At 74.1% G+C, this 20,089-nt stretch carries 18 protein-coding genes; 7 read left to right on the top strand and 11 right to left on the bottom strand.

What is annotated here, in order from left to right:
• Window position 1: 1 nt before the first annotated feature.
• The 5 genes from ACF1A1_RS25550 to ACF1A1_RS25530 all read right to left on the bottom strand — a co-directional run bounded on the left by ACF1A1_RS25550 (window position 2) and on the right by ACF1A1_RS25530 (window position 6,928).
• Window positions 2–2,995, bottom strand: a complete 2,994-nt coding sequence (locus tag ACF1A1_RS25550) for an AAA family ATPase (RefSeq protein WP_392003037.1) — start codon at window positions 2,993–2,995, stop codon at window positions 2–4.
• The gene (locus ACF1A1_RS25545) at window positions 2,992–4,155 is read right to left on the bottom strand and encodes an exonuclease SbcCD subunit D (RefSeq protein ID WP_392003035.1); all 1,164 of its coding nucleotides are present in this window, start codon (window positions 4,153–4,155) and stop codon (window positions 2,992–2,994) included. Before ACF1A1_RS25545 ends, ACF1A1_RS25550 begins: the two co-directional genes overlap by 4 nt.
• A 133-nt stretch (window positions 4,156–4,288) precedes the next feature.
• Window positions 4,289–4,915, bottom strand: coding sequence for a YigZ family protein (locus tag ACF1A1_RS25540; RefSeq protein WP_392003033.1), 627 nt, complete (start codon window positions 4,913–4,915; stop codon window positions 4,289–4,291).
• Window positions 4,916–5,442: 527 nt separating this feature from the next.
• Entirely contained in the window at window positions 5,443–5,979 is a 537-nt protein-coding gene (locus tag ACF1A1_RS25535; RefSeq protein WP_392003031.1) for a SixA phosphatase family protein, read from the bottom strand.
• Between the two features lie 223 nt (window positions 5,980–6,202).
• Window positions 6,203–6,928 carry a hypothetical protein gene (locus ACF1A1_RS25530; protein ID WP_392003029.1) on the bottom strand — a complete coding sequence of 242 codons (726 nt, stop codon included), beginning with the start codon at window positions 6,926–6,928 and terminating at the stop codon, window positions 6,203–6,205.
• A gap of 122 nt (window positions 6,929–7,050) precedes the next feature.
• Between ACF1A1_RS25530 and ACF1A1_RS25525 the strand changes: the two genes are divergently transcribed.
• The 3 genes from ACF1A1_RS25525 (at window position 7,051) to ACF1A1_RS25515 (ending at window position 10,654) form a co-directional block, all read left to right on the top strand.
• Window positions 7,051–7,458, top strand: coding sequence for a CoA-binding protein (locus ACF1A1_RS25525; RefSeq protein WP_392003027.1), 408 nt, complete (start codon window positions 7,051–7,053; stop codon window positions 7,456–7,458).
• A 188-nt stretch (window positions 7,459–7,646) separates the two neighbouring features.
• The gene (locus ACF1A1_RS25520) at window positions 7,647–9,281 is read left to right on the top strand and encodes an APC family permease (protein WP_392003025.1); all 1,635 of its coding nucleotides are present in this window, start codon (window positions 7,647–7,649) and stop codon (window positions 9,279–9,281) included.
• A gap of 149 nt (window positions 9,282–9,430) precedes the next feature.
• A complete protein-coding gene (locus ACF1A1_RS25515) occupies window positions 9,431–10,654 on the top strand; it encodes a 4-hydroxybenzoate 3-monooxygenase (protein ID WP_392003023.1) in 1,224 nt (407 codons plus the stop codon).
• A gap of 1 nt (window position 10,655) precedes the next feature.
• Here ACF1A1_RS25515 and ACF1A1_RS25510 read toward each other — a convergent pair whose 3' ends face one another.
• Window positions 10,656–11,015, bottom strand: coding sequence for an ArsR/SmtB family transcription factor (locus tag ACF1A1_RS25510; RefSeq protein ID WP_392003021.1), 360 nt, complete (start codon window positions 11,013–11,015; stop codon window positions 10,656–10,658).
• 62 nt (window positions 11,016–11,077) lie between these two features.
• Here ACF1A1_RS25510 and ACF1A1_RS25505 point away from each other — a divergent pair, with 62 nt between their 5' ends.
• Window positions 11,078–12,190: a cation diffusion facilitator family transporter gene (locus ACF1A1_RS25505; protein ID WP_392003019.1), complete on the top strand. Its 1,113-nt coding sequence runs from the start codon at window positions 11,078–11,080 to the stop codon at window positions 12,188–12,190.
• Window positions 12,191–12,196: 6 nt separating this feature from the next.
• Here the strand turns inward: ACF1A1_RS25505 and ACF1A1_RS25500 are convergent, their stop codons facing one another.
• Together ACF1A1_RS25500 and ACF1A1_RS25495 are read right to left on the bottom strand one after the other, a co-directional pair.
• A complete protein-coding gene (locus tag ACF1A1_RS25500) occupies window positions 12,197–12,751 on the bottom strand; it encodes a YbaK/EbsC family protein (protein ID WP_392003018.1) in 555 nt (184 codons plus the stop codon).
• Window positions 12,752–12,794: 43 nt separating this feature from the next.
• Window positions 12,795–13,367, bottom strand: coding sequence for a helix-turn-helix domain-containing protein (locus ACF1A1_RS25495; protein ID WP_392003016.1), 573 nt, complete (start codon window positions 13,365–13,367; stop codon window positions 12,795–12,797).
• Window positions 13,368–13,472: 105 nt separating this feature from the next.
• Here ACF1A1_RS25495 and ACF1A1_RS25490 point away from each other — a divergent pair, with 105 nt between their 5' ends.
• Window positions 13,473–14,330, top strand: coding sequence for a DMT family transporter (locus ACF1A1_RS25490; protein WP_392003014.1), 858 nt, complete (start codon window positions 13,473–13,475; stop codon window positions 14,328–14,330).
• A gap of 1 nt (window position 14,331) precedes the next feature.
• Here ACF1A1_RS25490 and ACF1A1_RS25485 read toward each other — a convergent pair whose 3' ends face one another.
• The gene (locus tag ACF1A1_RS25485; protein WP_392003012.1) at window positions 14,332–15,096 is read right to left on the bottom strand and encodes an acyltransferase; all 765 of its coding nucleotides are present in this window, start codon (window positions 15,094–15,096) and stop codon (window positions 14,332–14,334) included.
• Window positions 15,097–15,206: 110 nt separating this feature from the next.
• On the opposite strand from ACF1A1_RS25485, the gene ACF1A1_RS25480 reads away from it, so the two are divergent.
• The gene (locus ACF1A1_RS25480) at window positions 15,207–15,734 is read left to right on the top strand and encodes a gamma carbonic anhydrase family protein (RefSeq protein WP_392003010.1); all 528 of its coding nucleotides are present in this window, start codon (window positions 15,207–15,209) and stop codon (window positions 15,732–15,734) included.
• 18 nt (window positions 15,735–15,752) lie between these two features.
• Here the strand turns inward: ACF1A1_RS25480 and ACF1A1_RS25475 are convergent, their stop codons facing one another.
• Together ACF1A1_RS25475 and ACF1A1_RS25470 are read right to left on the bottom strand one after the other, a co-directional pair.
• Entirely contained in the window at window positions 15,753–16,409 is a 657-nt protein-coding gene (locus tag ACF1A1_RS25475) for a DedA family protein (protein ID WP_392003009.1), read from the bottom strand.
• A gap of 138 nt (window positions 16,410–16,547) precedes the next feature.
• On the bottom strand, window positions 16,548–18,398 hold the full coding sequence (locus ACF1A1_RS25470; protein WP_392003007.1) for a ricin-type beta-trefoil lectin domain protein: 1,851 nt from the start codon (window positions 18,396–18,398) through the stop codon (window positions 16,548–16,550).
• 388 nt (window positions 18,399–18,786) lie between these two features.
• On the opposite strand from ACF1A1_RS25470, the gene galU reads away from it, so the two are divergent.
• Window positions 18,787–19,761, top strand: coding sequence for a UTP--glucose-1-phosphate uridylyltransferase GalU (gene galU / locus ACF1A1_RS25465; RefSeq protein WP_392003006.1), 975 nt, complete (start codon window positions 18,787–18,789; stop codon window positions 19,759–19,761).
• Window positions 19,762–20,089 lie beyond the last annotated feature (328 nt).

Here is a 20,089-nt window from a genome sequence, read left to right as displayed (position 1 = left end):
GTCACGCGCCTCCGCGCAGGCGCACCACCGAGCCCGCCCTTCCCTTCACGACCTCCAGCTGCGCGTGGATCCTCCGCCGCAGGTCGGCCACGTGGCTGACGATGCCGACGCTGCGGTCGCGCTCGCGCAGGGAGTCCAGGACGTCGAGGACCTCGTCCAGGGTCTGGTCGTCGAGGCTGCCGAACCCCTCGTCGATGAAGAGCGTGTCCAGCCGGACGCCGCCCGCCTCGTCGGTGACCACGTCGGCGAGGCCCAGGGCGAGCGCGAGCGAGGCGAAGAAGGTCTCGCCGCCCGACAGGGTGGACGTGTCCCGCGCACGTCCGGTCCAGGCGTCGACGACGTGCAGCCCGAGCCCGCTGCGCCCGCGCCCGGTCCGGTCGTCGGAGTGCACGAGGGTGTACCGCCCGGAGGACATGCGGTGCAGCCGTACCGTCGCGGCGGCGGCCACCTGTTCCAGGCGGGCGGCCAGGACGTAGGACTCCAGGCGCATCCTGCGCTCGTTGTCCGCCGAGGTACCGGCGGTGAGGCCGGCGAGACGGGCCACCCGGTCGTACTCCTCGCGCAGCGGGGCGAGCCGCCGTACGCCGTCGGCCGCGCGCGCGGAGAGGCGGTCGAGTTCGGCGCAGCGGCGGGCTGCCGCGTCCTGGGCGGAGGCGGCCCGGCGCAGCCGTTCCGCGGCCTCCGCGGCGGCCTGTTCGGCCGTGGCGAGGTCGGCGGGCGGCCGCTGGGCGGCGGCCACGGTCTCCGGCTCGGCGAGCACGGCCCGTACGGCGGCCTCCTCGGACTGCCAGGCGTCCAGGCGCCGTTGCAGCTCCCGGTGGGCGGTGTCGTCGAGGAGGGCGTCGGCAGCGGCCTGCGGGGTGTCGAAGCCGGCCCGGAAGGCGGCCTCGTCGAGGCGCCCGTCGGCGGCCTTGAGGCGTTCGGCGCTGTCCTCGGCGGCCCGGGCGGCGTCGGCGGCGTCGGCGAGCAGGGCGGCCCGCCGTTCCAGCTGCGCGGCCCGCGCCGCCACGCTCTCCGCGGCACCCCGCGCCCGCGCCAGCTCCTCCTCCAGCGCGGCCCGTTCACGCTCCAGCCGCTCCCGGTGGCCCACGCGGGACGCGGCCCGCACGGCGGCCTCCCGCTGGGCGGCCGTGCGCCGCTCGTACTCCTGCTCGGCTCCGCGCAGCTCCTCGCGCGCGGGATGCAGCGCGGAGGCGTCCCGGCGGGCCTGCAAGTAGCCGCGTTCCAGTTCGTCGGCATCGGCGGCGAGCCGGTCGGTGGGGGTGTCGCCCGCCTCCGCGGTGGCGGCGGCGAGGGCCTCCCGGACGAGACCGAGATCGCGCTCGGCGTCCGCCCGTGCCCGCTCCGCACGCTGGTAGGCGGCGAGGGCCTGTTCCTCCGCCGCGCGGTCGACGTGCCCGGCGACCTTGCGCGCGGGTGCGGGGTGGTCGGTGGCGCCGCAGACGGCGCAGGGTTCGCCGTCCCGCAGGGTGGCGGCGAGTTCTGCGGCGATGCCGTTGAGGCGCTGCTCCTTCAGGTCGAGCCAGTGCGTACGGGCCTCCAGCGCCCTGTCGCCCGAGGCGAGGGCCTTCTTCTGGGCCTCGTCGGTGTCTCGGGCCAGTTGGTCCCGCAGCCGGGCGGCCTTGAGGCGCCGCTGTGCGGGTTCCCGCTGGACGGCGAGCTGTTCGGCGCGGGTGGCGGCCTCCTGGGCGGACTCGACGCGGGCCTGGAGCGATGTCCGGGTCGCCTCCCAGTCCGCGAGCCAGCCCTCGGTCTCCGCGAGCACGTCCTCGTCGGCGCGCTCCTGCCGGTCCAGGTCGGCGCGCTCGGCGACCAGGCCGGCCAGCCGTCGCTCACCGCGGCGGGCCGACTCCAGCCCGCCCAGCTCCTCGGCGGCCCGGCGTGCGGCGGCGGCGAGCCCGGCGGAACCGGCCTCCGCGAACCGCTCCGGCAGCAGGGCACGCGCGCGCGTCTCGGCGGCGGCCGCCCTGCGGTGCTCGGCGTCGGCGGACTCGCGCAGTTCCAGCGCCGGCGCCACCGCCTCCGCCTTGCGCGCCCGCTCCATCCGCGCCTGCGCCTGCCGATGCTCCCCGGCCCGCTCCTCCAGCAGCCGGGCCCGCTCCCGCGCCTGAGCGAACCGCTCCTGCGACCGGGCCAGCTCCCGGACGTCGGCCAGGGCGCGCTCGGCGGCGGCCTGGGCGGACTCGGCGGCGAGGCGGCCGCACTCGGCGATCGTCAGCTGCTCCCGCGCGGTGCTGCGGGCGACGGCGGCGGCGGTCAGCACGGCCTCGGCCAGGCCCGGCTCGCCCGGTGCCAGCTCGGGCAGCTCCATGGCGTCACCGGCGGCCTGCTGCATGCGGTGCGCGTCCGCCAGCAGCGCCGCGTCACCCTCACGCACGCGTGCCTCGGCCGTACGCCGTCGCTCCGCGAGCCGCTTCTCGACCTCGGCGAACCGCCGGGTGTCGAAGAGACGGCCGAGCAGCCGACCGCGCGCCTCGGCGTCGGCGCGCAGGAAACGGGCGAAGTCGCCCTGGGGCAACAGCACGACCTGGCAGAACTGCTCGCGGCTCATACCGAGCAGCTGGGTGATCTCCTCGCCTATCTCCTGGTGGGAGCGGCTGAGGTCCTTCCACGTCCCGGTGACGGCGTCGTACTCGCGCAGCGCGCTCTGCGCCTTCTCGACCGTCGTCCCGGTGCCGCGCTTCTTGGGGCGCTCCCAGGGCGGCTGCCGGGTGACCTCCAGGCGGCGTCCGGCGACGGTGAGGTCGAGGGTGACCTCGGTGCGGGTGCCGGGCGCGGCGTGGTCGCTGCGCAGGGTGAGGCCCTGGGCGCTCTGCCGGGCGCCCGGGACGGAGCCGTACAGCGCGTAGCACACGGCGTCCAGGATGGACGTCTTGCCCGCTCCCGTCGGTCCGTGCAGGAGGAAGAGACCGGCGGCGGACAGGTCGTCGAAGTCGACGCTCTGGGACCCGCCGAAGGGGCCGAAGGCGGTGAGGTCGAGCCGGTGCAGCCTCATCGGGCCACCTCCCGGACGACGTCGTCCGCGCGCACGGCGTCGAGCGCGTCCCGCAGCACACCCCGCTCACGCGGGTCGGGGCCCGCTCCCCGTACGTGGGCCACGAAGTCCTCGGCGATCTCCTGGTCGCTGCGGCCCGCGAGGCGCCGGGCGTACGACACGTCGGGGTCGTCCGGTGCGCGCTCGGGGGCGAAGACGAGGCTGAGGGTGTGCGGGAAGCGTTCGGTGAGCCGGGCCATGGGCTCGGCCGGGCGCACCGCGTCGGTGAGCGTCGCCTCGACCCACGCGTCCTCGTACCGCGTGAGCCCGGGGTCGGCGAGCAGGTCCTCCAGCGTGCCCCGGATACGGGCCAGCGCGCGCGGCACCGGGCAGTCGAGACGCTCGGCGTCGAGCGAGCCGTCCGCCCCGAGGTCGACCAGCCACATGGTCTTGCGGTGCTGGGCCTCGGAGAAGGAGTACGGCAGCGGGGAGCCGGAGTAGCGCACGCGCTCGGTGATGGTCTGGCAGCCGTGCAGATGCCCGAGCGCCACGTAGTCCACGCCGTCGAAGACGCCGGCGGGAACGGACGCGACTCCTCCGACGGTGATGTCCCGCTCACTGTCGCTGGGTTCGCCGCCGGTGACGAAGGCGTGGGCGAGGACGACGGAGCGCGTCCCGCGCGGGCGGGCGGCGAGGTCGGCGCGGACCCGCTCCATGGCGGCGGCCAGCACCGCCTCGTGGCCCGCCTTCGCCACGCCGAACTCGTCCTTGACCAGGGCGGGTTCGAGATAGGGCAGGCCGTAGAAGGCGACGTCGCCATGTGCGTCGGCGAGCACCACCGGTGTCCCGGCCGCCGAAGGGTCGGTCCGCAGGTGGATGCCCGCGCGCCCGATCAGCCCGGCGCCCACGCCGAGGCGCCGCGCGGAGTCGTGGTTCCCGGAGATCATCACCGTCGGCACGCCCAGCGCGGCGAGCCGGTGCAGGGCGTCGTCGAACAGCTCGACCGCCGCAAGCGGGGGCACCGCCCGGTCGTACACATCACCCGACACGACCACCGCGTCCACCTCGCGCTCGCGCACGGTGCTGACGAGGTGGCCGATGAACTCGGCCTGGGCACCGAGCATGTTCACCCGGTGGAACGCCCGGCCGAGATGCCAGTCGGAAGTGTGCAGGAGCCTCATGATCCCCGAGACTAACGGCCGGGTCCGACAGCACGGGCGGTTACTCCTGTATCGCACCGTCATGCCCGGTGACCTATAGGAGTCTTACGGACATTTCGCCGGAAAGTCATCCCCGTCCGACGGAAGCCCTCCGTCACGCGTCCCCGTAGGCCTCCCCGCCCACCTCGAACTCCGCGGTGCCCGCCGTCGCGTCGGCGAGCCACGCTCGGAAGGCGTCCACGTCGGCGTCGGGCAGCCCGATCTCGATCGTGACCGCCTCCCCGTAGCGCACGTCCCGCACCTCGCGGCCGGTGGCGCGCAGGTCGTTCTGCACCTTGCCGGCCCGCTGGTGGTCGACCGTCACCGTTGCCAGCCGGAACCTGCGGCGCGTGAGGGTGCCGAGGGCGTCGAGGGCCTCGCCGACCGCGCCTCCGTAGGCGCGGATGAGGCCGCCGGCGCCGAGCTTGACGCCGCCGTAGTAGCGGGTGACGACGGCGACGACGTAGCGCATGTCGCGGCGCAGCAGCATCTGGAGCATGGGCACGCCCGCGGTGCCGCCCGGTTCGCCGTCGTCGCTGGCCTTCTGGACGGCTGCGTCGGCGCCGATGACGTAGGCCCAGCAGTTGTGGGTGGCGTCGGCGTGCTCCTTGCGGACGGCCGCGATGAAGTCCTGGGCCTCCCGCTCGGTGGCCGCCGGGGCGAGGGCGCACAGGAAGCGGGAGCGGTTGACCTCGGTCTCGTGCACGCCCGCGTGGGCGACCGTGCGGTACTCGTCCTGCATCCGGCCAGCCTATGCGGTGGTGCCGCGGCCGCCGTCGCCGGAGGTGCGGTCGCCGGTGTGCGAGGTGACCGGCGGCGCCCGCCGCGGCCCCGGGCCAGTCGCGGGCGGCGCACGCCAGGACCGGCACCCGGGTGAACGAGCACGCCGGTGCCGGCCGGGGCGCTCGATACGGTCTCCCCCGAGGACGCCCGGGTGCCACCGGCACCGCGCGACCGCACCGGCGACAACCACCGGGCGGGGCAGGAAGACGGGCAAGGGAGGCACCGCCACCGCCCGCCGCTGGGCTGCCGGGCCGCCGCCACGACCCACGCAATCTCCCCGACGGCGCCGGGACCCGGCCGCTGCCGCGCGACCGCACCCGCCGGGTCCCGCACACTCGCGTCCCGCACACCCGCGTCCGGTCACCCTCGGTAGTGCTGCGTCGCCCGGAACCGGATCCGGGGTGCGGCGCACACACGCGTGGGCCCGAGGTGCTCAAGGACCGGCCCACCAGCCCCCCTTCGCCCCCACACGCGCGTGGGCGTGACTCAGCGCGTTCCTCGGGGCACGGTCATCTCCGTCAGCAGGGCCGTGCCCGGCGCGAGGTCCCGCCAAATGGGCCCGTCCCAGGCCAGAACGGCGATCGCGGACGTCGGGAACTTCCCGCGCGCCCGCTCCAGGGCGTCGTCGAGCCCGTCCCCGGCCAGGCCGAGGACCAGTTCCCGGAGGCCGGGGTTGTGTCCGACCAGCAACAGCGTCCCGACCTCGACGGGCGTCTCCCCAACGACCTCCAGCAGCTCGGACACGTCGGCCGCGTACAGCCGCGGCTCGTACCGGACCGGCGGCGGGCCGTCCCACTGGGCGGAGGCCAGTTCCCAGGTCTGGCGGGCGCGGACGGCGGTGGAGCACAGGGCGAGGTCGGGCAGGCAGCGGGCCTCGGCGAGCGCCCGGCCGGCGGCAGGCGCGTCCCGGCGCCCCCGCGACGCCAACGGCCGCTCGTGATCATCGACCCCTTCCGGCCAGGCCGACTTCGCGTGCCGCAACACCACCAGCCGCCGCGGCCCCGCCCCCGTACGGGCGCTCATGCCACGCCTCCCAGACGGAGACGGCAGCCGAGGCCGGCGGGACGAACGGCGGGGAAGCCCAGGACCCCACCCGACCACCGGCCCACCTCGGCCGACGCCCCGCCAACGGCCGACGCGCCCCGGCCGTCCCACGACGCCAACGGCCGCTCATGATGATCATCACTAGACGTCGCACACCGCGACGCCGCGAACCGCCGCGACGGTCCGCTCCCGGCGCCGGCGTTCACGCCGCGCCGCCCACGTCACGGGTGAGCTCCAGACCGAGGAGCCGGTCGGCGTAGGCGTACGTCTCGAAGCGGGCGCCGGCCGGGAGCTCCGGCCCGGCCTCCTCCACCGAGCGCAGCACGCGCAGCACTTCCGGTAGGTCCAAGTCGTCCTCCCAGGCGGTGTGGAGCCGTCCGCGCACCTCGTCGGGGACCGGCCGTGAGGGCTGCCGTGCCCAGTCGGCGACGGCGCGGCGCCAGCGCACGAGGGTGGCGTGGGACTGGCCCAGTGCGTCCGCGTCGAGCGGGACGGCGTCGCGGTGGTGGTGGGAGAGCAGGGCGAGGCGCAGGGCGGTGGGGTCGGCGTCCGGCTGGGCGGCGGCCGCGGGGAGCACGGGGGCCACCGCGACCAGGACCCCTTCGGGTGCCTCGCCGTCCTCCCCCGCCACGTGCAGGGTCCGGGCCGCGCCCATCCCGGCCGCGAGCTCCCGCCCCTCTTCGAAGGGCCGGATACCGAGGGCCGCCCCGGCCGTGCGCAGTTCCGCCCGTTCCCGCTCACCGGTGAGCAGGGCCATGACGGGCGTACCGCCGAGTTCCAGGGCGCGCACGAGCAGGTCGGCGACGAGGAGGACACGGAGCGCGCCGGTGCCGTACCCCGAGGCGTGGGCCTCGACGCGGGTCAGGCAACGGCGGGCGGGGGCGGCGGCGACGGGCTCGCCGGTTCGGGCGTCGATGATGCGCAGCACGGGGCGAGCGTAGGCGGACGGAGGGCCGTCCGCAGTCCGACGGCACGGAATCAGGACCGCTCGTACGCTGTTGAGCAGGTCAGCACATGAGCAACGGTTCCGTCAGTCGGAGGAGGCCGCCGGTGTACGGCGACGAGGCAACGATCCGCAAGATCCTCACCGGAGTCGGCGACACCTGGGCGGTGGTGGGCCTGTCGACGAACAAACGGCGCGCGGCGTACGGCGTCGCCGAGGTGCTCCAGCGCTTCGGCAAGCGCGTCGTGCCCGTGCACCCCAAGGCGGAGACGGTGCACGGGGAGCAGGGCTACGCCTCGCTCGCGGACATCCCCTTCGAGGTGGACGTCGTCGACGTGTTCGTGAACGGCGACCTCGCGGGAGCCGTCGCGGACGAGGCGGTCGCCAAGGGCGCCAAGGCGGTGTGGTTCCAGCTGGGTGTCGTCGACGAGGCCGCCTACGACCGCACGCGTGCCGCGGGTCTGGAGATGGTGATGGACCGTTGCCCGGCGATCGAGATTCCCCGCCTGCGCTGATTCCGCCATTGGGAATTCCCGGCACCTCAATTCCCCACCGGCCTCTGAAAAGTTGCCCAGGAAACACCCGCACACAGGTCAAAACTCTCCCTGCGCCCTTCAGTACGACGCTTGTCGATTCCTAGGGTGAGGCCTCTCCAACACGGCACTCGACTGTCGCGTTAATTTCATGAGAGGCGCCTTGAGAAATGGTAAGCGTCGACCGAATTCCACAGGCCACGGAGAACCCCGGCGGTCTGCGACGGGATGTCGGACTGATCGGGCTGATGTGGGCGTCGGTCGGATCCATCATCGGCTCCGGCTGGCTGTACGGCGCCGAGAAGGCGGTCACGGTGGCCGGTCCCGCCGCCGTGGTGTCGTGGGTCGTCGGTGCCGTGGCGATCGTGCTGCTCGCGCTGGTCCACGCGGAACTGGGCGGGATGTTCCCGGTCGCGGGCGGCACGGCCCGCTATCCGCACTACGCGTTCGGCGGGCTGGCCGGCATGTCCTTCGGCTGGTTCTCCTGGCTCCAGGCGGCGACCGTCGCGCCGATCGAGGTCGAGGCGATGATCGGCTACGCCGGCCACTGGAGCTGGGCGCACGGATTCCAGCACACCGACGGCACGCTCACCGCCTCCGGATTCGCGGTGGCCGTCCTGCTCATGGCGGTCTTCGTGGCCGTCAATTTCCTCGGTGTCCGGGCGCTCGCGCACACCAACAGCGCGGCCACCTGGTGGAAGATCGCGGTACCCCTGCTCGCGATCCTCGTCATCGCGGCCGGCAACTTCCACCCGGCCAATTTCACCTCGGAAGGGTTCGCCCCGTTCGGCGCCAAGGGCGTGCTGAGCGCGATCAGTTCGAGCGGCATCATCTTCGCGCTGCTCGGTTTCGAGCAGGCGATCCAGCTCGCGGGCGAGAGCCGCGACCCCAAGCGGGACCTGCCCCGGGCGACCCTCGGCTCGGTCGCGATCGGCGCGGTCGTCTACGTCCTGCTCCAGGTGGTGTTCATCGCCGCCCTCCCGCACTCCGCCTTCGCCGGCGGCTGGGCCAAACTGCACTTCGAGGGCATCAGCGGCCCCTGGGCGGGCCTGGCGACCCTGGTGGGCCTGGGCTGGCTCAGCGTGGTGCTGTACGTCGACGCCGTGGTCTCCCCGGGCGGCACCGGCCTGATCTACACGACCGCGACCTCCCGCGTCTCCTTCGGCCTCGCCCGCAACGGCTACGCCCCGAAGGTGTTCGCGCGCACCGACCGGCGGGGCGTGCCGTGGTTCGGGCTGATCGTCTCGTTCGTGACCGGTGTGGTGTGCTTCCTGCCGTTCCCGAGCTGGCAGGAGCTGGTCGGCTTCATCACCTCGGCGAGTGTGCTGATGTACGCCGGTGCCCCGCTGGCGTACGGGGTGTTCGCCGACCGGCTGCCGCACCGCGAGCGCCCGTACCGGCTCCCCGGCGGCAACGTGGTCGCCCCGCTGTCCTTCGTGGTGGCCAACCTGATCATCTACTGGTCCGGCTGGGACACGCTGTGGCGGCTGGGGGTGGCCATCGTCATCGGGTACGTGCTGCTGGGCGTGTACGCCTGGTACGCCGTCAGCGCCGGACTCCCCGACGCGCCGCGGCTGGACTGGAAGGCCGCGCGGTGGCTGCCCGTGTACCTGCTGGGTCTCGGACTGATCTCCTGGCAGGGCGGCTTCGGCGGCCAGGGACATCTGGGTCTGTGGTGGGACATGCTGGTCGTCGCCCTGTTCTCGCTGGCGATCTACTACTGGGCGAAGGCGTCCGCGTCCCGCTCCGAGGACATCGAGCGGAGCATCGAGGAGGTCGCGGTCGTGGACGCTCCGGCACACTGACACCCGGCGGATCCGGCACGGTGACACCCGGCGGATCCGGCGCCCTGCCCCCGGGGAATCCGTCGCCCTCCCCCCGGCGAATCCTGCGGCCTGACAGCCGGGGAATCGACGCCCCTGACACCCCGGCGGCGGGCACCCATAATGTGCGGGTGGCCACCACCTCGCCCCACCCCGACTCCCCCTCGCCGTACCGGGTTCCGGTCGTCGTCGTGGGGGCCGGGCCCGCCGGTCTGACGGTCGGCAACATCCTGCGGGCCGCGCACGTCGACTGCGTGGTGCTGGAGACGGAGACCCGCGCGTCCATCGAACGCCGGCCCCGCGCCGGGGTCATCGAGGAGTGGGCCGTGCGCGGGCTCCAGCGACGCGGCCTGGCCGGGAACCTGTTGGAGCGCGCCCAGCTGCACACCGCCTGCGAGTTCCGCTTCGGCGGCGAGCGGTACCGCTTCCCCTACGCCGAGCTGACGGATCGCCATCACTTCGTCTACCCGCAGCCCTTGCTGGTGACGGACCTCGTCCACGAGTACGTCGACGTGCGCGGCGGCGACGCCCGCTTCGCCGTGCTCGACGTCGCACTGCACGACCTCGACACGGACCGCCCCTCGGTGTCGTACACCTGCCCCGAGTCGGGTGAACGACGGCTGCTGCGCTGTGACTTCGTCGTCGGCGCGGACGGGGCGCGCGGGGTCAGCCGGGCCGCGCTGGTGCCGGCGCGGGCGCGGATCGCGCGGCACGACTACGGCACGGGCTGGCTGGCGCTGCTCGCCGAGGCGCCGCCGTCCTGCGACTGCGTGCTGTTCGGCATCCATCCGCGCGGGTTCGCCGGGCACATGCCCCGCAGCCCCGAGGTCACCCGCTACTACCTCCAGTGCCCGCCCGGCGACGACCCGGAGAACTGGCCCCACGAGCGCGTCTGGGCCGAACTCCACGAACGCCTCGGGGCCGCCGGCGTCCCGCCGCTCACCGAGGGGCGGCTGATCGAGAAGCGCGTGCTGGACATGCACGACTACGTGGTCGAGCCGATGGCCCACGGGCGGCTGTTCCTGGCCGGGGACGCGGCCCACCTGGTCGCGCCGATCGCCGCGAAGGGCATGAACCTCGCGCTGCACGACGCCTTCCTGCTCGGCGACGCCCTGGTCGCGTGTCTGACGAAGGGCGACGGCGGCGGCCTGGACGGCTACTCGGATGCGTGTCTGCGCCGGGTGTGGGACTACCAGGAGTTCTCGCAGTGGCTCTCCGAGGTGTACCACGGCACCGCCGCGGGCGACCCGTTCCGCACGGGCACCACGCTCGCCCGGCTGCGCCGCCTGTTCACCTCGCCCGCCGCCGCTGCCGCGTTCGCGGAGCAGTACCTCGGGACGGCGGAGCGGTACTGACTCAGTCGTGCACCGGCTGGTCGCCGAGCCGGTGGTCGGCCACGTTCAGCGCCTCGTCGACCAGACGGCGCAGATGGCCGTCGCGCAGCGAGTAGACCACCCGCCGCCCCTCCTTGCGGGTGGTCACCAGCCCGGCCAGCCGCAGCCGCGCCAGGTGCTGGCTGACCGCCGGCCGGGCCGCCCCGCACACCTCCGTCAGTGTCGTCACGTCGGCCTCGCCCGACGACAGGGCGTGCAGCAGCGTGAGGCGGGTGCGGTCGCCGAGCAGGGCGAGCAGCTCGGCCGCGAGGGTGAACTGCTCCTCGCCCGGGCTGCGCGGGTGCGCATGATGCGCAGGTGACAGGTGCATGCGTGCGCTCATACGCACATAATGGCGGGGTGGGCGGACACCCGTCCACCCCGGCGCACCGGAAGGAGAGCGACGTGAGCGAGCGGCACGACCACCACGGCCACGGGCACCACCGTGAGCAGCACGGGCATCACGGGCATCACGGGCATCACCGGCATCACCATGAGCACGGACCCGGCCGCCCGCACCCCCACCCCGCCCCCGGTCTTCGTCACCGCCTCTCCCACCTCCTCACCCCGCACTCCCACGAGACCGCCGACAAGCTGGACCGGGCCCTGGAGTCCTCGGCCCGCGGCATGCGCGCGCTGTGGGTGTCGCTGGCGGTCCTGGGCGTGACGGCGGTGGCGCAGGCGGTCGTCGTCGTGGCCTCCGGCTCGGTGGCGCTGCTCGGCGACACGGTGCACAACGCGGCGGACGCGCTGACCGCCGTCCCGCTGGGGATCGCGTTCGTGCTGGGCCGGCGGGCGGCCACCCGCCGCTTCACCTACGGCTACGGGCGGGCGGAGGACCTGGCGGGCCTGGTGATCGTGCTGACCATCGCCGCGTCGGCGGCCTTCGCCGGGTGGACGGCCGTCGACCGGCTGCTGAACCCGCGGCCCGTGGAGCACCTGCCCGCCGTCGCGGTGGCCGCGCTCGTCGGCTTCGCGGGCAACGAGTGGGTCGCCCGCTACCGCATCCGCGTCGGCCGCGCGATCGGCTCGGCCGCGCTGGTCGCGGACGGGCTGCACGCCCGCACCGACGGCTTCACCTCCCTGGCCGTGCTGCTGGGCGCCGGCGGGGCGGCGCTGGGGTGGCACCTGGCGGACCCGGTCGTGGGGCTGGCGATCACGGCGGCGATCGTGCTGGTGCTGCGGGACGCGGCGCGGGAGGTGTTCCGGCGGGTGATGGACGCCGTCGACCCGGCACTGGTGGACCGGGCCGAGCGGGCGCTGCGGGAGGTCGACGGGGTGCGCGAGGTGGGTGAGTTGCGGCTGCGCTGGATCGGGCACCGGCTGCGCGCCGAGGTCGCGGTCGTCGTGGACGGCGAGGTGACGGTACGGCGGGCGCACGCGATCGCCGTGGACGCCGAACACGCCCTGCTGCACGCCGTACCGCGCCTGACGGCCGCCCTGGTCCACGCCGACCCGGCGCCGGTACCCGGCGAGGCGGACCCCCACCTCACGCTGGCCCACCACGCGAGGGCGTGACGCCCGTCAGACCCCGAGCCCCTCCAGCACCACGGCGCCCGGCAGTTCGGCGAACGCCTTCCCCGGCACCAGCAGCTTCCCGCGCCGGCGCCCGCTGCCCACCAGGACGTAGGGCAGGTCGACGACGGCCGAGTCCACCAGCACCGGCCAGGCGTCGGGCAGTCCGAGGGGCGTGATGCCGCCGTACTCCATTCCCGTCTCGCCCACGGCCGTGTCCATGGGCGCGAACGACACCTTGCGGGCGCCGAGCCGGCGACGCACCACGCCGTTGACGTCGACCCGGGTGGTGGAGAGCACGACGCACGCGGCGAGGGTGGTCTCGCCGCCGCGCTTGCCCGCGACGACGACGCAGTTCGCCGACTGCTCCAGCAGTTCCTGCCCGTAGTGCTCCACGAAGACGGCCGTGTCGGCCCACCGCGGATCGGTCTCGACGTAGACGATCTGGTCGGCGGGGACGCTGCCGCTCCAGTGGCGTACGGCGTCGGCGACCGGGCGGGTCAGCTCGTCGAGGCAGTCGGGGGCGGGCCTGGGGTTGTCGAAGCGTCCGATGGGTGCGTCCATGGGCGCACGCTAACAGCACGTCGGCGGCCGTCGGCGGCCCGTCTCAGTGCACGAGCGGCACCGACACGGTCAGCACCATTTCCGTCGGCACCTCGCCCCGATTGCCGTACGTGTGGGCCACGTTCGCCTCGAAGGTGACGCTCGCGCCGGCCGGGACGCGGTACTGCGCGCCCTCGACGGTGAGGGTCAGTTCCCCGGCCGTGACGTGGGCGATCTCGACCGTGCCGGACGGGTGCGGGTCGGAGTCGCTGCTGTCGCCCGGCATCAGCCGCCAGTCCCACATCTCCAGCGGGCCGGGCGCCTCCGTGCCCGCGAGGAGCCGGCTGTAGCTGCCGGCGTCGGTGTGCCACAGCCGGACCGCCTGGTCGGCGGAGACGATACGGACCCTGGGGCCCCGCTCGTAGTCGAGCAGGGTGGTGATGCTGACGCCGAGCGCGTCGCCGATCTTGACGACCGTGCCGAGGCTGGGGTTGGTGCGGGCCTGCTCGATCTGGATCAGCATGCCGCGACTGACCCCCGCGCGGGCGGCGAGCGTGTCCAGGGTGAAGCCGCGCTCGGTGCGCCAGCGTTTGACGTTGCGCGCCAGCGACTGGGTCAGCAGGTCGAGGTCCGACACATTCCGTCCACTTCAGGAGTCCAATATTCTGGATGACAGGGTTCACTTCCCTGCACTACGGTGTGGTGCACCCGATCGTCCACCGAACTGTACTGCGAGGGCTCCGTGACAGCACTCTTCGCCCTGGCCACGAGCCTCCTGTGGGGGCTGGCCGACTTCGGCGGCGGGCTGCTGGCGCGACGCGCCCCGGCCCTGACGGTGGTCGTCGTCTCGCAGACGATCGCGGCGGCGGTCCTCGGCGCGGTCGTGCTCGCCACCGGCGGCTGGAGCGAGGCCGGACCCCGCCTCTGGTTCGCGGTCGCGGCCGGCGCGGTGGGCCCGGTCGCCCTGCTCTCCTTCTACAAGGCGCTGGCGCTCGGCCCCATGGGGGTGATCTCCCCACTGGCCACCCTCGGCGTGGCCGTCCCCGTCTCCGTCGGCCTGTTCCTCGGCGAGCGCCCGGGGCTGATCCAGGTAGCGGGCATCGCGGTCGCGGTCCTCGGTGTCGTCCTGGCGGGCGGCCCGCAGCTCAAGGGGGCCCCGGTGCAGCGCCGGGCCGTCCTCCTCACCCTCGTCGCGGCCCTCGGCTTCGGCACCGTCTTCGTGCTGATCACCGAGGCCTCGACCACCGTCACCGGCCTCTTCCTCGCCCTCTTCGTCCAGCGCGTGACCAACGTCGTCACGGGCGGCGCGGCCCTCTACGTCGCCGTACGACGCGGGGCGCCCGCGCTTCCCGAGGGGGGCCTGCCCCGGACCTCGCTGCCGGCGTACGCCTTCGTCGGGCTGGCCGACGTCGCCGCGAACGGCACCTACGCGATCGCCGCCCAGCACGGCCCGGTCACGGTGGCCGCCGTGCTCGCCTCGCTCTACCCGGTGGTGACCGCCCTGGCCGCCCGCGGCTTCCTGCGCGAGCGGCTGCGCGCGATCCAGGCCGCGGGCGCGGGCCTGGCCCTGGTCGGCACGGTGCTGCTGGCGGCGGGCTGAGTCAGCCCTCGGGCTCCAGCCGGGCCAGCCGCGCCGCCGACTCCTCGTCCAGCCCCGACAGCGCGACCAGCTGGTCCGAGGTGACCCCGTCCGGGATCGGCACCGGCGCCGGGGTGCGCAGCGGCGGCTGCCAGCCCTCGGCCGGCGTCCAGCGCCGTACGACCCGGGCGGGCGCGCCCGCCACCACGGCGTGGTCGGGCACGGTCCCGCGCACCACGGCCCCGGCCGCCACGACGACGTTCCGCCCGATCCGCGCCCCCGGCAGGATCACGGCCCCCGTGCCGATCCAGCACCCCGGCCCGATCTCCACGGACTCCATCCGCGGCCACTGCTTCCCGATGGGCTCGTGCGGGTCGTCGTAGGAGTGGTTGGTGGAGGTGACGTAGACGTACGGCCCGAAGTAGCAGTCGCTGCCGATGGTGACCGTGGTGTCGGCGATGACGTGGCTGCCGCGGCCCAGGACCACCCCGTCGCCGAGGCGCAGGATCGGGTCGGGACCGAGGTCGAGGTCGGGCATCAGACCGGCCGTCAGCGTGACCTGCTCGCCGACGATGCAGTGCGCGCCGAGGTGGATCCAGGGTTCGCCGAAGACCGTGCCGAGCGGGAAGGCGAGCCGGGTGCCGGTGCCCATCGAGCCGAATCGGAAGCGGCCGGGGTGCTCGGCGGTGACGGAGCCGGTGCGCTGCACCCAGGCCCAGCCCGCGTGGACCGCGCGCTGCGCGAGGCGGCGCCGCCATGATGAGAACGTGTTCTTGCGCTTCGGCACCCGCTCACGGTACTCAGCGGTCACCGGCCCCAGGACGCCGTAGCCCTGTGATCTTCACCCCACCGGGTGGCGTACGGTGCGGGTGTACCGCGGACGAACAGGAGACGGTGATGACGCACAAGGCGCTGATCACGGGCATCGGCGGCAGGGAACCGGAGATCCACGAGGAGGCCTTCGTGGCGCCCACGTCCTCGGTGATCGGGGACGTGACCCTGGAGGCGGGCGCGAGCGTGTGGTACGGCGCGGTGGTCCGCGGCGACGTCGAGCGGATCTCCGTCGGCGCCCAGAGCAACATCCAGGACAACTGCACGCTGCACGCCGACCCCGGTTTCCCCGTCACGATCGGCGAGCGGGTCTCCGTCGGCCACAACGCCGTCGTCCACGGGGCGACCGTGGGCGACGACTGCCTGGTCGGGATGGGAGCGACCGTGCTGAACGGTGCGGTGATCGGGGCGGGTTCACTGGTCGCCGCACAGGCGTTGGTGCCGCAGGGGATGCAGGTGCCGCCGGGGTCCCTGGTGGCGGGCGTGCCCGCCAAGGTCAAGCGGGAGCTGACCGAGGAGGAACGGCAGGGGGTCACGCTCAACGGGACGCTGTACGCGGACCTGGCCAAGGCGCACCGGGAAGTCCACGCGTAGGACGGGCGCCCGCACCGGCTACTCGGCGGCGGGCACCTTCTCCGCTTCCAGCGCGGGCTCCGGCTCGGCACCCTGCATCTTCCCGGCCTTGCGCTTGAGCACCAGCATCGAGGTGAGGCCGATGAGGACGGCCGCCACCAGCCCCAGCCAGGAGAACCTCTTCAGCCAGGACTCCGCGACGACGCCCACGTAGTAGATGACGGCCGTCGTGCCGCCCGCCCACAGGATCCCGCCGAGGACGTTGGCGATGAAGAACTTCCAGTACGGCATGCGCAGCACCCCGGCGAGCGGGCCCGCGAAGATGCGCAGCAGGGCGATGAAGCGGCCGAAGAAGACGGCCCACATGCCCCACTTCTCGAAGGACCGCTCCGCCGTGGCGATGTGCGCCTCGCCGAAGTGCCGGGGGAACTTCCCGCCCAGCCAGGCCAGCAGCGGGCGTCCGCCCCTGCGGCCGATGGCGTAGCCGATGGAGTCACCGATCACCGCGCCGGCGGTGGCGCAGGTGCCGAGGATGAGCGGGTCGATATCGCCGTGCTGCGAGGCGAGCAGCGCCGAGGAGACGAGGATGATCTCGCCCGGCAGCGGGATGCCCAGGCTCTCCAGACCGATGACCAGGCCCACCAGCGCGTAGATGCTGACCGCGGGTACGGCCTCGAGCCATTCCTGGACGTGCACCGCCGGTTCCTCCCGATTGGCTTCGCTGTTCCCGGTTCTCCCCGGTATGACCAGCGCGCGCCACGAGCGGGCGCACGGCGGGAAGCCTACCGGGTCGGCCGGTGGTACCCGGCCCGATCCGGGGTGCGGGCCCTCGGTTCAGCGGCCGAGCGTCGTGGCCACTCCCGTGACGGCCTCGCCCAGTACGTCGTCCAGTACGTCGTCCGGTGGGCCGGCCGGCCCGGAGGGGGAACCGGGGGGTCCCGCCGGACCGGCCGCGTCGCAGCAGTCCACCTGGGCGAACCGCTTCTCGTACTCCGGGGCGGCGGGCGGCGCGGGCGGGGACGGCACGGGGCCGCGGGGCTGTGCCGGGACGCTGGGCGGGTGCGGTCGCTCCGGGGCCGGCGCCGGGCGTTCGGGTCGCACCGGCTCCTGCGCGTCCGGAGCCGGCGCCCCCTGCACGTCGACGGCCCCGTCGAACGCCCACCGCTGCGCCTCGGACCCGTCCCGGTCCGCGACGACGACGGCCGTCCGCGACCGGCCCGTGCCGGGCACGAGCACCCGGCCCCCGTCGCCGCGCCGCAACAGGAGCTCCCCGCGGACGGTCAGGTCGAAGAAGACCTCGCCCGCGTGCACGACACATCCGTCCAGGACGGCTGTCGCGCGCTCCGGGTCGGCCGCCAGGCAGAGGGCCGGGGCGGCGGTGCTGCGCAGCCGTCCGTCGTCCTGGTACGACCACTGCTGCGAGGCGGCCGACGAGCAGGCGGCCAGGACCGCCGGGGCACCGGCCTCGGTCCGCCCGCCGGCCGTGTCGAGGCACAGCCCCTCGGCCGTGCTGCGCAGTCTGCCGTGGGCGATGTCGGCGGGGCGGGCGGCGGAGGCGGCCGAGGAGGAACCGGTGGAGCCGGTTAAGCCGGGGGCTTCCGGGGTGCTCGGGCCGGTGCCGGCACCGGCGGGTGCGCCCCAGGTGGCCCGGGGGCCGGGGACACCGTTGTCCTCGGACCAGCCGCGGGCCACGAGGACGGTCGCGAGCAGGGCGAGGGAGGTCAGGCCGACGCCGACCAGGACGGCCTTGGAGCGCCGACCGGGCAGGTCGAGCAGACCGGCGGAGGTGGTGCGGTGGCGACCGCCCCCGCCGGCCGGGCGAACCGCCGAGGGCCGGGCGGGTGTGGCACCGGCGGTCGCGCGTCCGGGGCGGGAGTCGAGGTAACGGCGGGCGCCCCAGCCGAGGACGGTCTCGGCGAGCAGCACGTCCAGGCCGCCGTCGAAATGGCTGAGTTGTTCGGCGGCGTGACGGCAGTGGCGGCACTCGGCGAGATGCCGCCGGACATCGGGCAGGAGGGTTCCGCCACGACGCAGGGGAACGTCGAGAAGACGGTTGTAGAAGCGGCATTCGGTCGTCGGCGCGAGTTCCCGGTGGGCGCGTACGCAGCCGGCCCGGAATTGCTCGCGGGCCCGTTCCAGACCGGCTTCTGCGGTGATGCCGTCCACGCCCAGCAGACCGGCTGGTATGGTTATGGGTTCGGCTTCAACCTCCGTATGCCACAAGAGGCATTGGGAAGCGGCCGGCAGGGACTGGAAAGCGCGCTCGGCGAGTTGTCGCCTTTCGGGTGTCGCGGGCCGTGCGGCGCGCAGTCCGCGACCGCCGACGGTTTTGCGCAGCTCCGGCAGGACGGCGACCACGCCGTCGGTGCCGGCCCATGCGCGGACCATGTCCCGTACGGCGACGAGGAGTTGGGGGCGCAGGGCGCCGCCGGCGCGGCCGTCCGCCAGCCGCCCGAACACCTCGTGGAACGCGGCGGCGGCCACGAGCCGCCCCGAGTCCTCGGGTCCGGCGAGGCAGACGGTGGCGTAGTCGTGCGCCGCCCGCCAGTGCCGGGCCAGCAGCAGGGCGACGGCACCGGCGTTGCCGTCCGTGCCGAGCCGGGCGGCGAGATCACGGTCGGAATCGCCGGGGATCCATCCGGGGCGGGGCGGGTAGGGCGGGCGTGGGGGGTTCGGGGACTGCACGGAACCATTTCCTTCCGCCGACGAACGGAACGCGTCATACGCCTTCGCCGGAAAGCAGGTGCCTGATTGGGTGCGTTGATTGGTGCGTACTTTTGGTCGACCAGCTGCGATGTCCGATCCGACCGGCCCGCGGGGAGGCTCACCTTCGCACACACGCCTCACAGGAAACAAGAAGGTCGAGTGACTTCAGTTCAAAGCGCGGGCTATTCAGATAAGTTACCGGCGGTATCCGCACCCATATTCGAAGATCTCACCGGAGTGACGCCGTCAACTTGTGTACGGGAAAAGGCGCCTGACACACGGAATCTCCCCCTTCGAGTCCCGTCCCACAGCCATCTCCGAGGTGACTCTCGGGGTTCTCCCATCCCCGTGGTCCACCCTGACCGTCATGAACGCCCCCCACTCCTCCCCCGACGCCCCGTCCGCTCGCGCCGTCCGCAAGGCGGTCGTCCCGGCGGCCGGCCTCGGCACCCGCTTCCTGCCCGCGACGAAGGCGACCCCGAAGGAAATGCTCCCGGTCGTCGACAAGCCGGCCATCCAGTACGTCGTCGAGGAGGCCGCCGCGGCCGGTCTGGACGACGTCCTGATGGTCACCGGCCGCCACAAGCGGGCCATCGAGGACCACTTCGACCACGCCTTCGAACTGGAACAGGCCCTCGCGGCCAAGGGCGACACCGTGCGACTGGACGCGGTGCGCGACCCGGCACGCCTGGCCGACATCCACCACATCCGGCAGGGCGACCCGCTCGGCCTCGGCCACGCGGTGCTGTGCGCCCGCCACCACGTCGGCGACCAGCCGTTCGCCGTCCTCCTGGGCGACGACCTCATCGACCCGCGCGAGACGCTGCTCAGCCGGATGCTGGAGGTCCGCGACCGGTACGCCGGCAGCGTGGTCGCGCTGATGGAGGTCCCGCCGGAACAGGTCCACCTCTACGGCTGCGCGGCCGTGGAACCCGCCGGCGAGGACGGCGTCGTACGCGTCACCGGCCTCGTCGAGAAGCCCGCCCGCGAGGACGCGCCGAGCCGGTACGCCGTCATCGGGCGCTACGTCCTCGACCCGGCCGTCTTCGACGTCCTGGAGCGCACCGCGCCCGGTCGCGGCGGCGAAATCCAACTCACCGACGCCATCCAGGAGTTGGCCGCCGACGGCACGGTGCACGGCGTCGTCTTCTCCGGCCGCCGCTACGACACCGGCGACAAGGCCGACTACCTGCGCACGGTGGTCCGCCTGGCCTGCGACCGCCCCGACCTGGGCCCGGAGTTCGCGGCCTGGCTCAAGGAGTTCGTGGCCGGCCTGGAGGAGGGGGCGGAGAGGGAGGAGAGGAAGGAGACACGAGCGGGGCGCGAAGAACTGGCGGCATGACGACGAAGGTGCCGCCAGGGGACGGGCGCCGTGGCCGGGGGCCGGGGGCCGGGAGCGGATGGATGCCGGGTGCGGCCGGGTCCTGGTAAGACGGGGGCCTGGCGCGGACGGGGCCCTGGTGTGGACGGGGCCCTGGTGTGGACAGGCCCCCGGCCGGACAGCCCCTGGCACGGACAGGCCCCGGCACGCAGTGCTCGCTCGGCAGGGCGGTCGGCCGTCGCTCGGGCGTCACGCTCAGGTCCGGGTCCGGTCCGCCGGGCCCGCCTCGACGCCTCGCGGCCGCCACGCCTCGGCACCGGTGCCGGCACCGGCACCGGCACCAGCACCA

The organism is Streptomyces sp. NPDC014995 (assembly GCF_043080745.1).
In the GTDB taxonomy this organism is placed as follows: domain Bacteria; phylum Actinomycetota; class Actinomycetes; order Streptomycetales; family Streptomycetaceae; genus Streptomyces.
The sequence above is the reverse complement of the archived record's forward strand: the minus strand, read 5'-3'. Positions and strand labels throughout refer to the sequence as shown.

Coding starts and splice junctions, on each gene's coding strand:
- ACF1A1_RS25550 (WP_392003037.1), bottom strand. CDS start 2,995: ATGAGGCTGCACCGGCTCGACCTCACCGCCTTCGGCCCCTTCGGCGGG.
- ACF1A1_RS25545 (WP_392003035.1), bottom strand. CDS start 4,155: ATGAGGCTCCTGCACACTTCCGACTGGCATCTCGGCCGGGCGTTCCAC.
- ACF1A1_RS25540 (WP_392003033.1), bottom strand. CDS start 4,915: ATGCAGGACGAGTACCGCACGGTCGCCCACGCGGGCGTGCACGAGACC.
- ACF1A1_RS25535 (WP_392003031.1), bottom strand. CDS start 5,979: ATGAGCGCCCGTACGGGGGCGGGGCCGCGGCGGCTGGTGGTGTTGCGG.
- ACF1A1_RS25520 (WP_392003025.1), top strand. CDS start 7,647: ATGGTAAGCGTCGACCGAATTCCACAGGCCACGGAGAACCCCGGCGGT.
- ACF1A1_RS25510 (WP_392003021.1), bottom strand. CDS start 11,015: ATGAGCGCACGCATGCACCTGTCACCTGCGCATCATGCGCACCCGCGC.
- ACF1A1_RS25500 (WP_392003018.1), bottom strand. CDS start 12,751: ATGGACGCACCCATCGGACGCTTCGACAACCCCAGGCCCGCCCCCGAC.
- ACF1A1_RS25480 (WP_392003010.1), top strand. CDS start 15,207: ATGACGCACAAGGCGCTGATCACGGGCATCGGCGGCAGGGAACCGGAG.
- galU (WP_392003006.1), top strand. CDS start 18,787: ATGAACGCCCCCCACTCCTCCCCCGACGCCCCGTCCGCTCGCGCCGTC.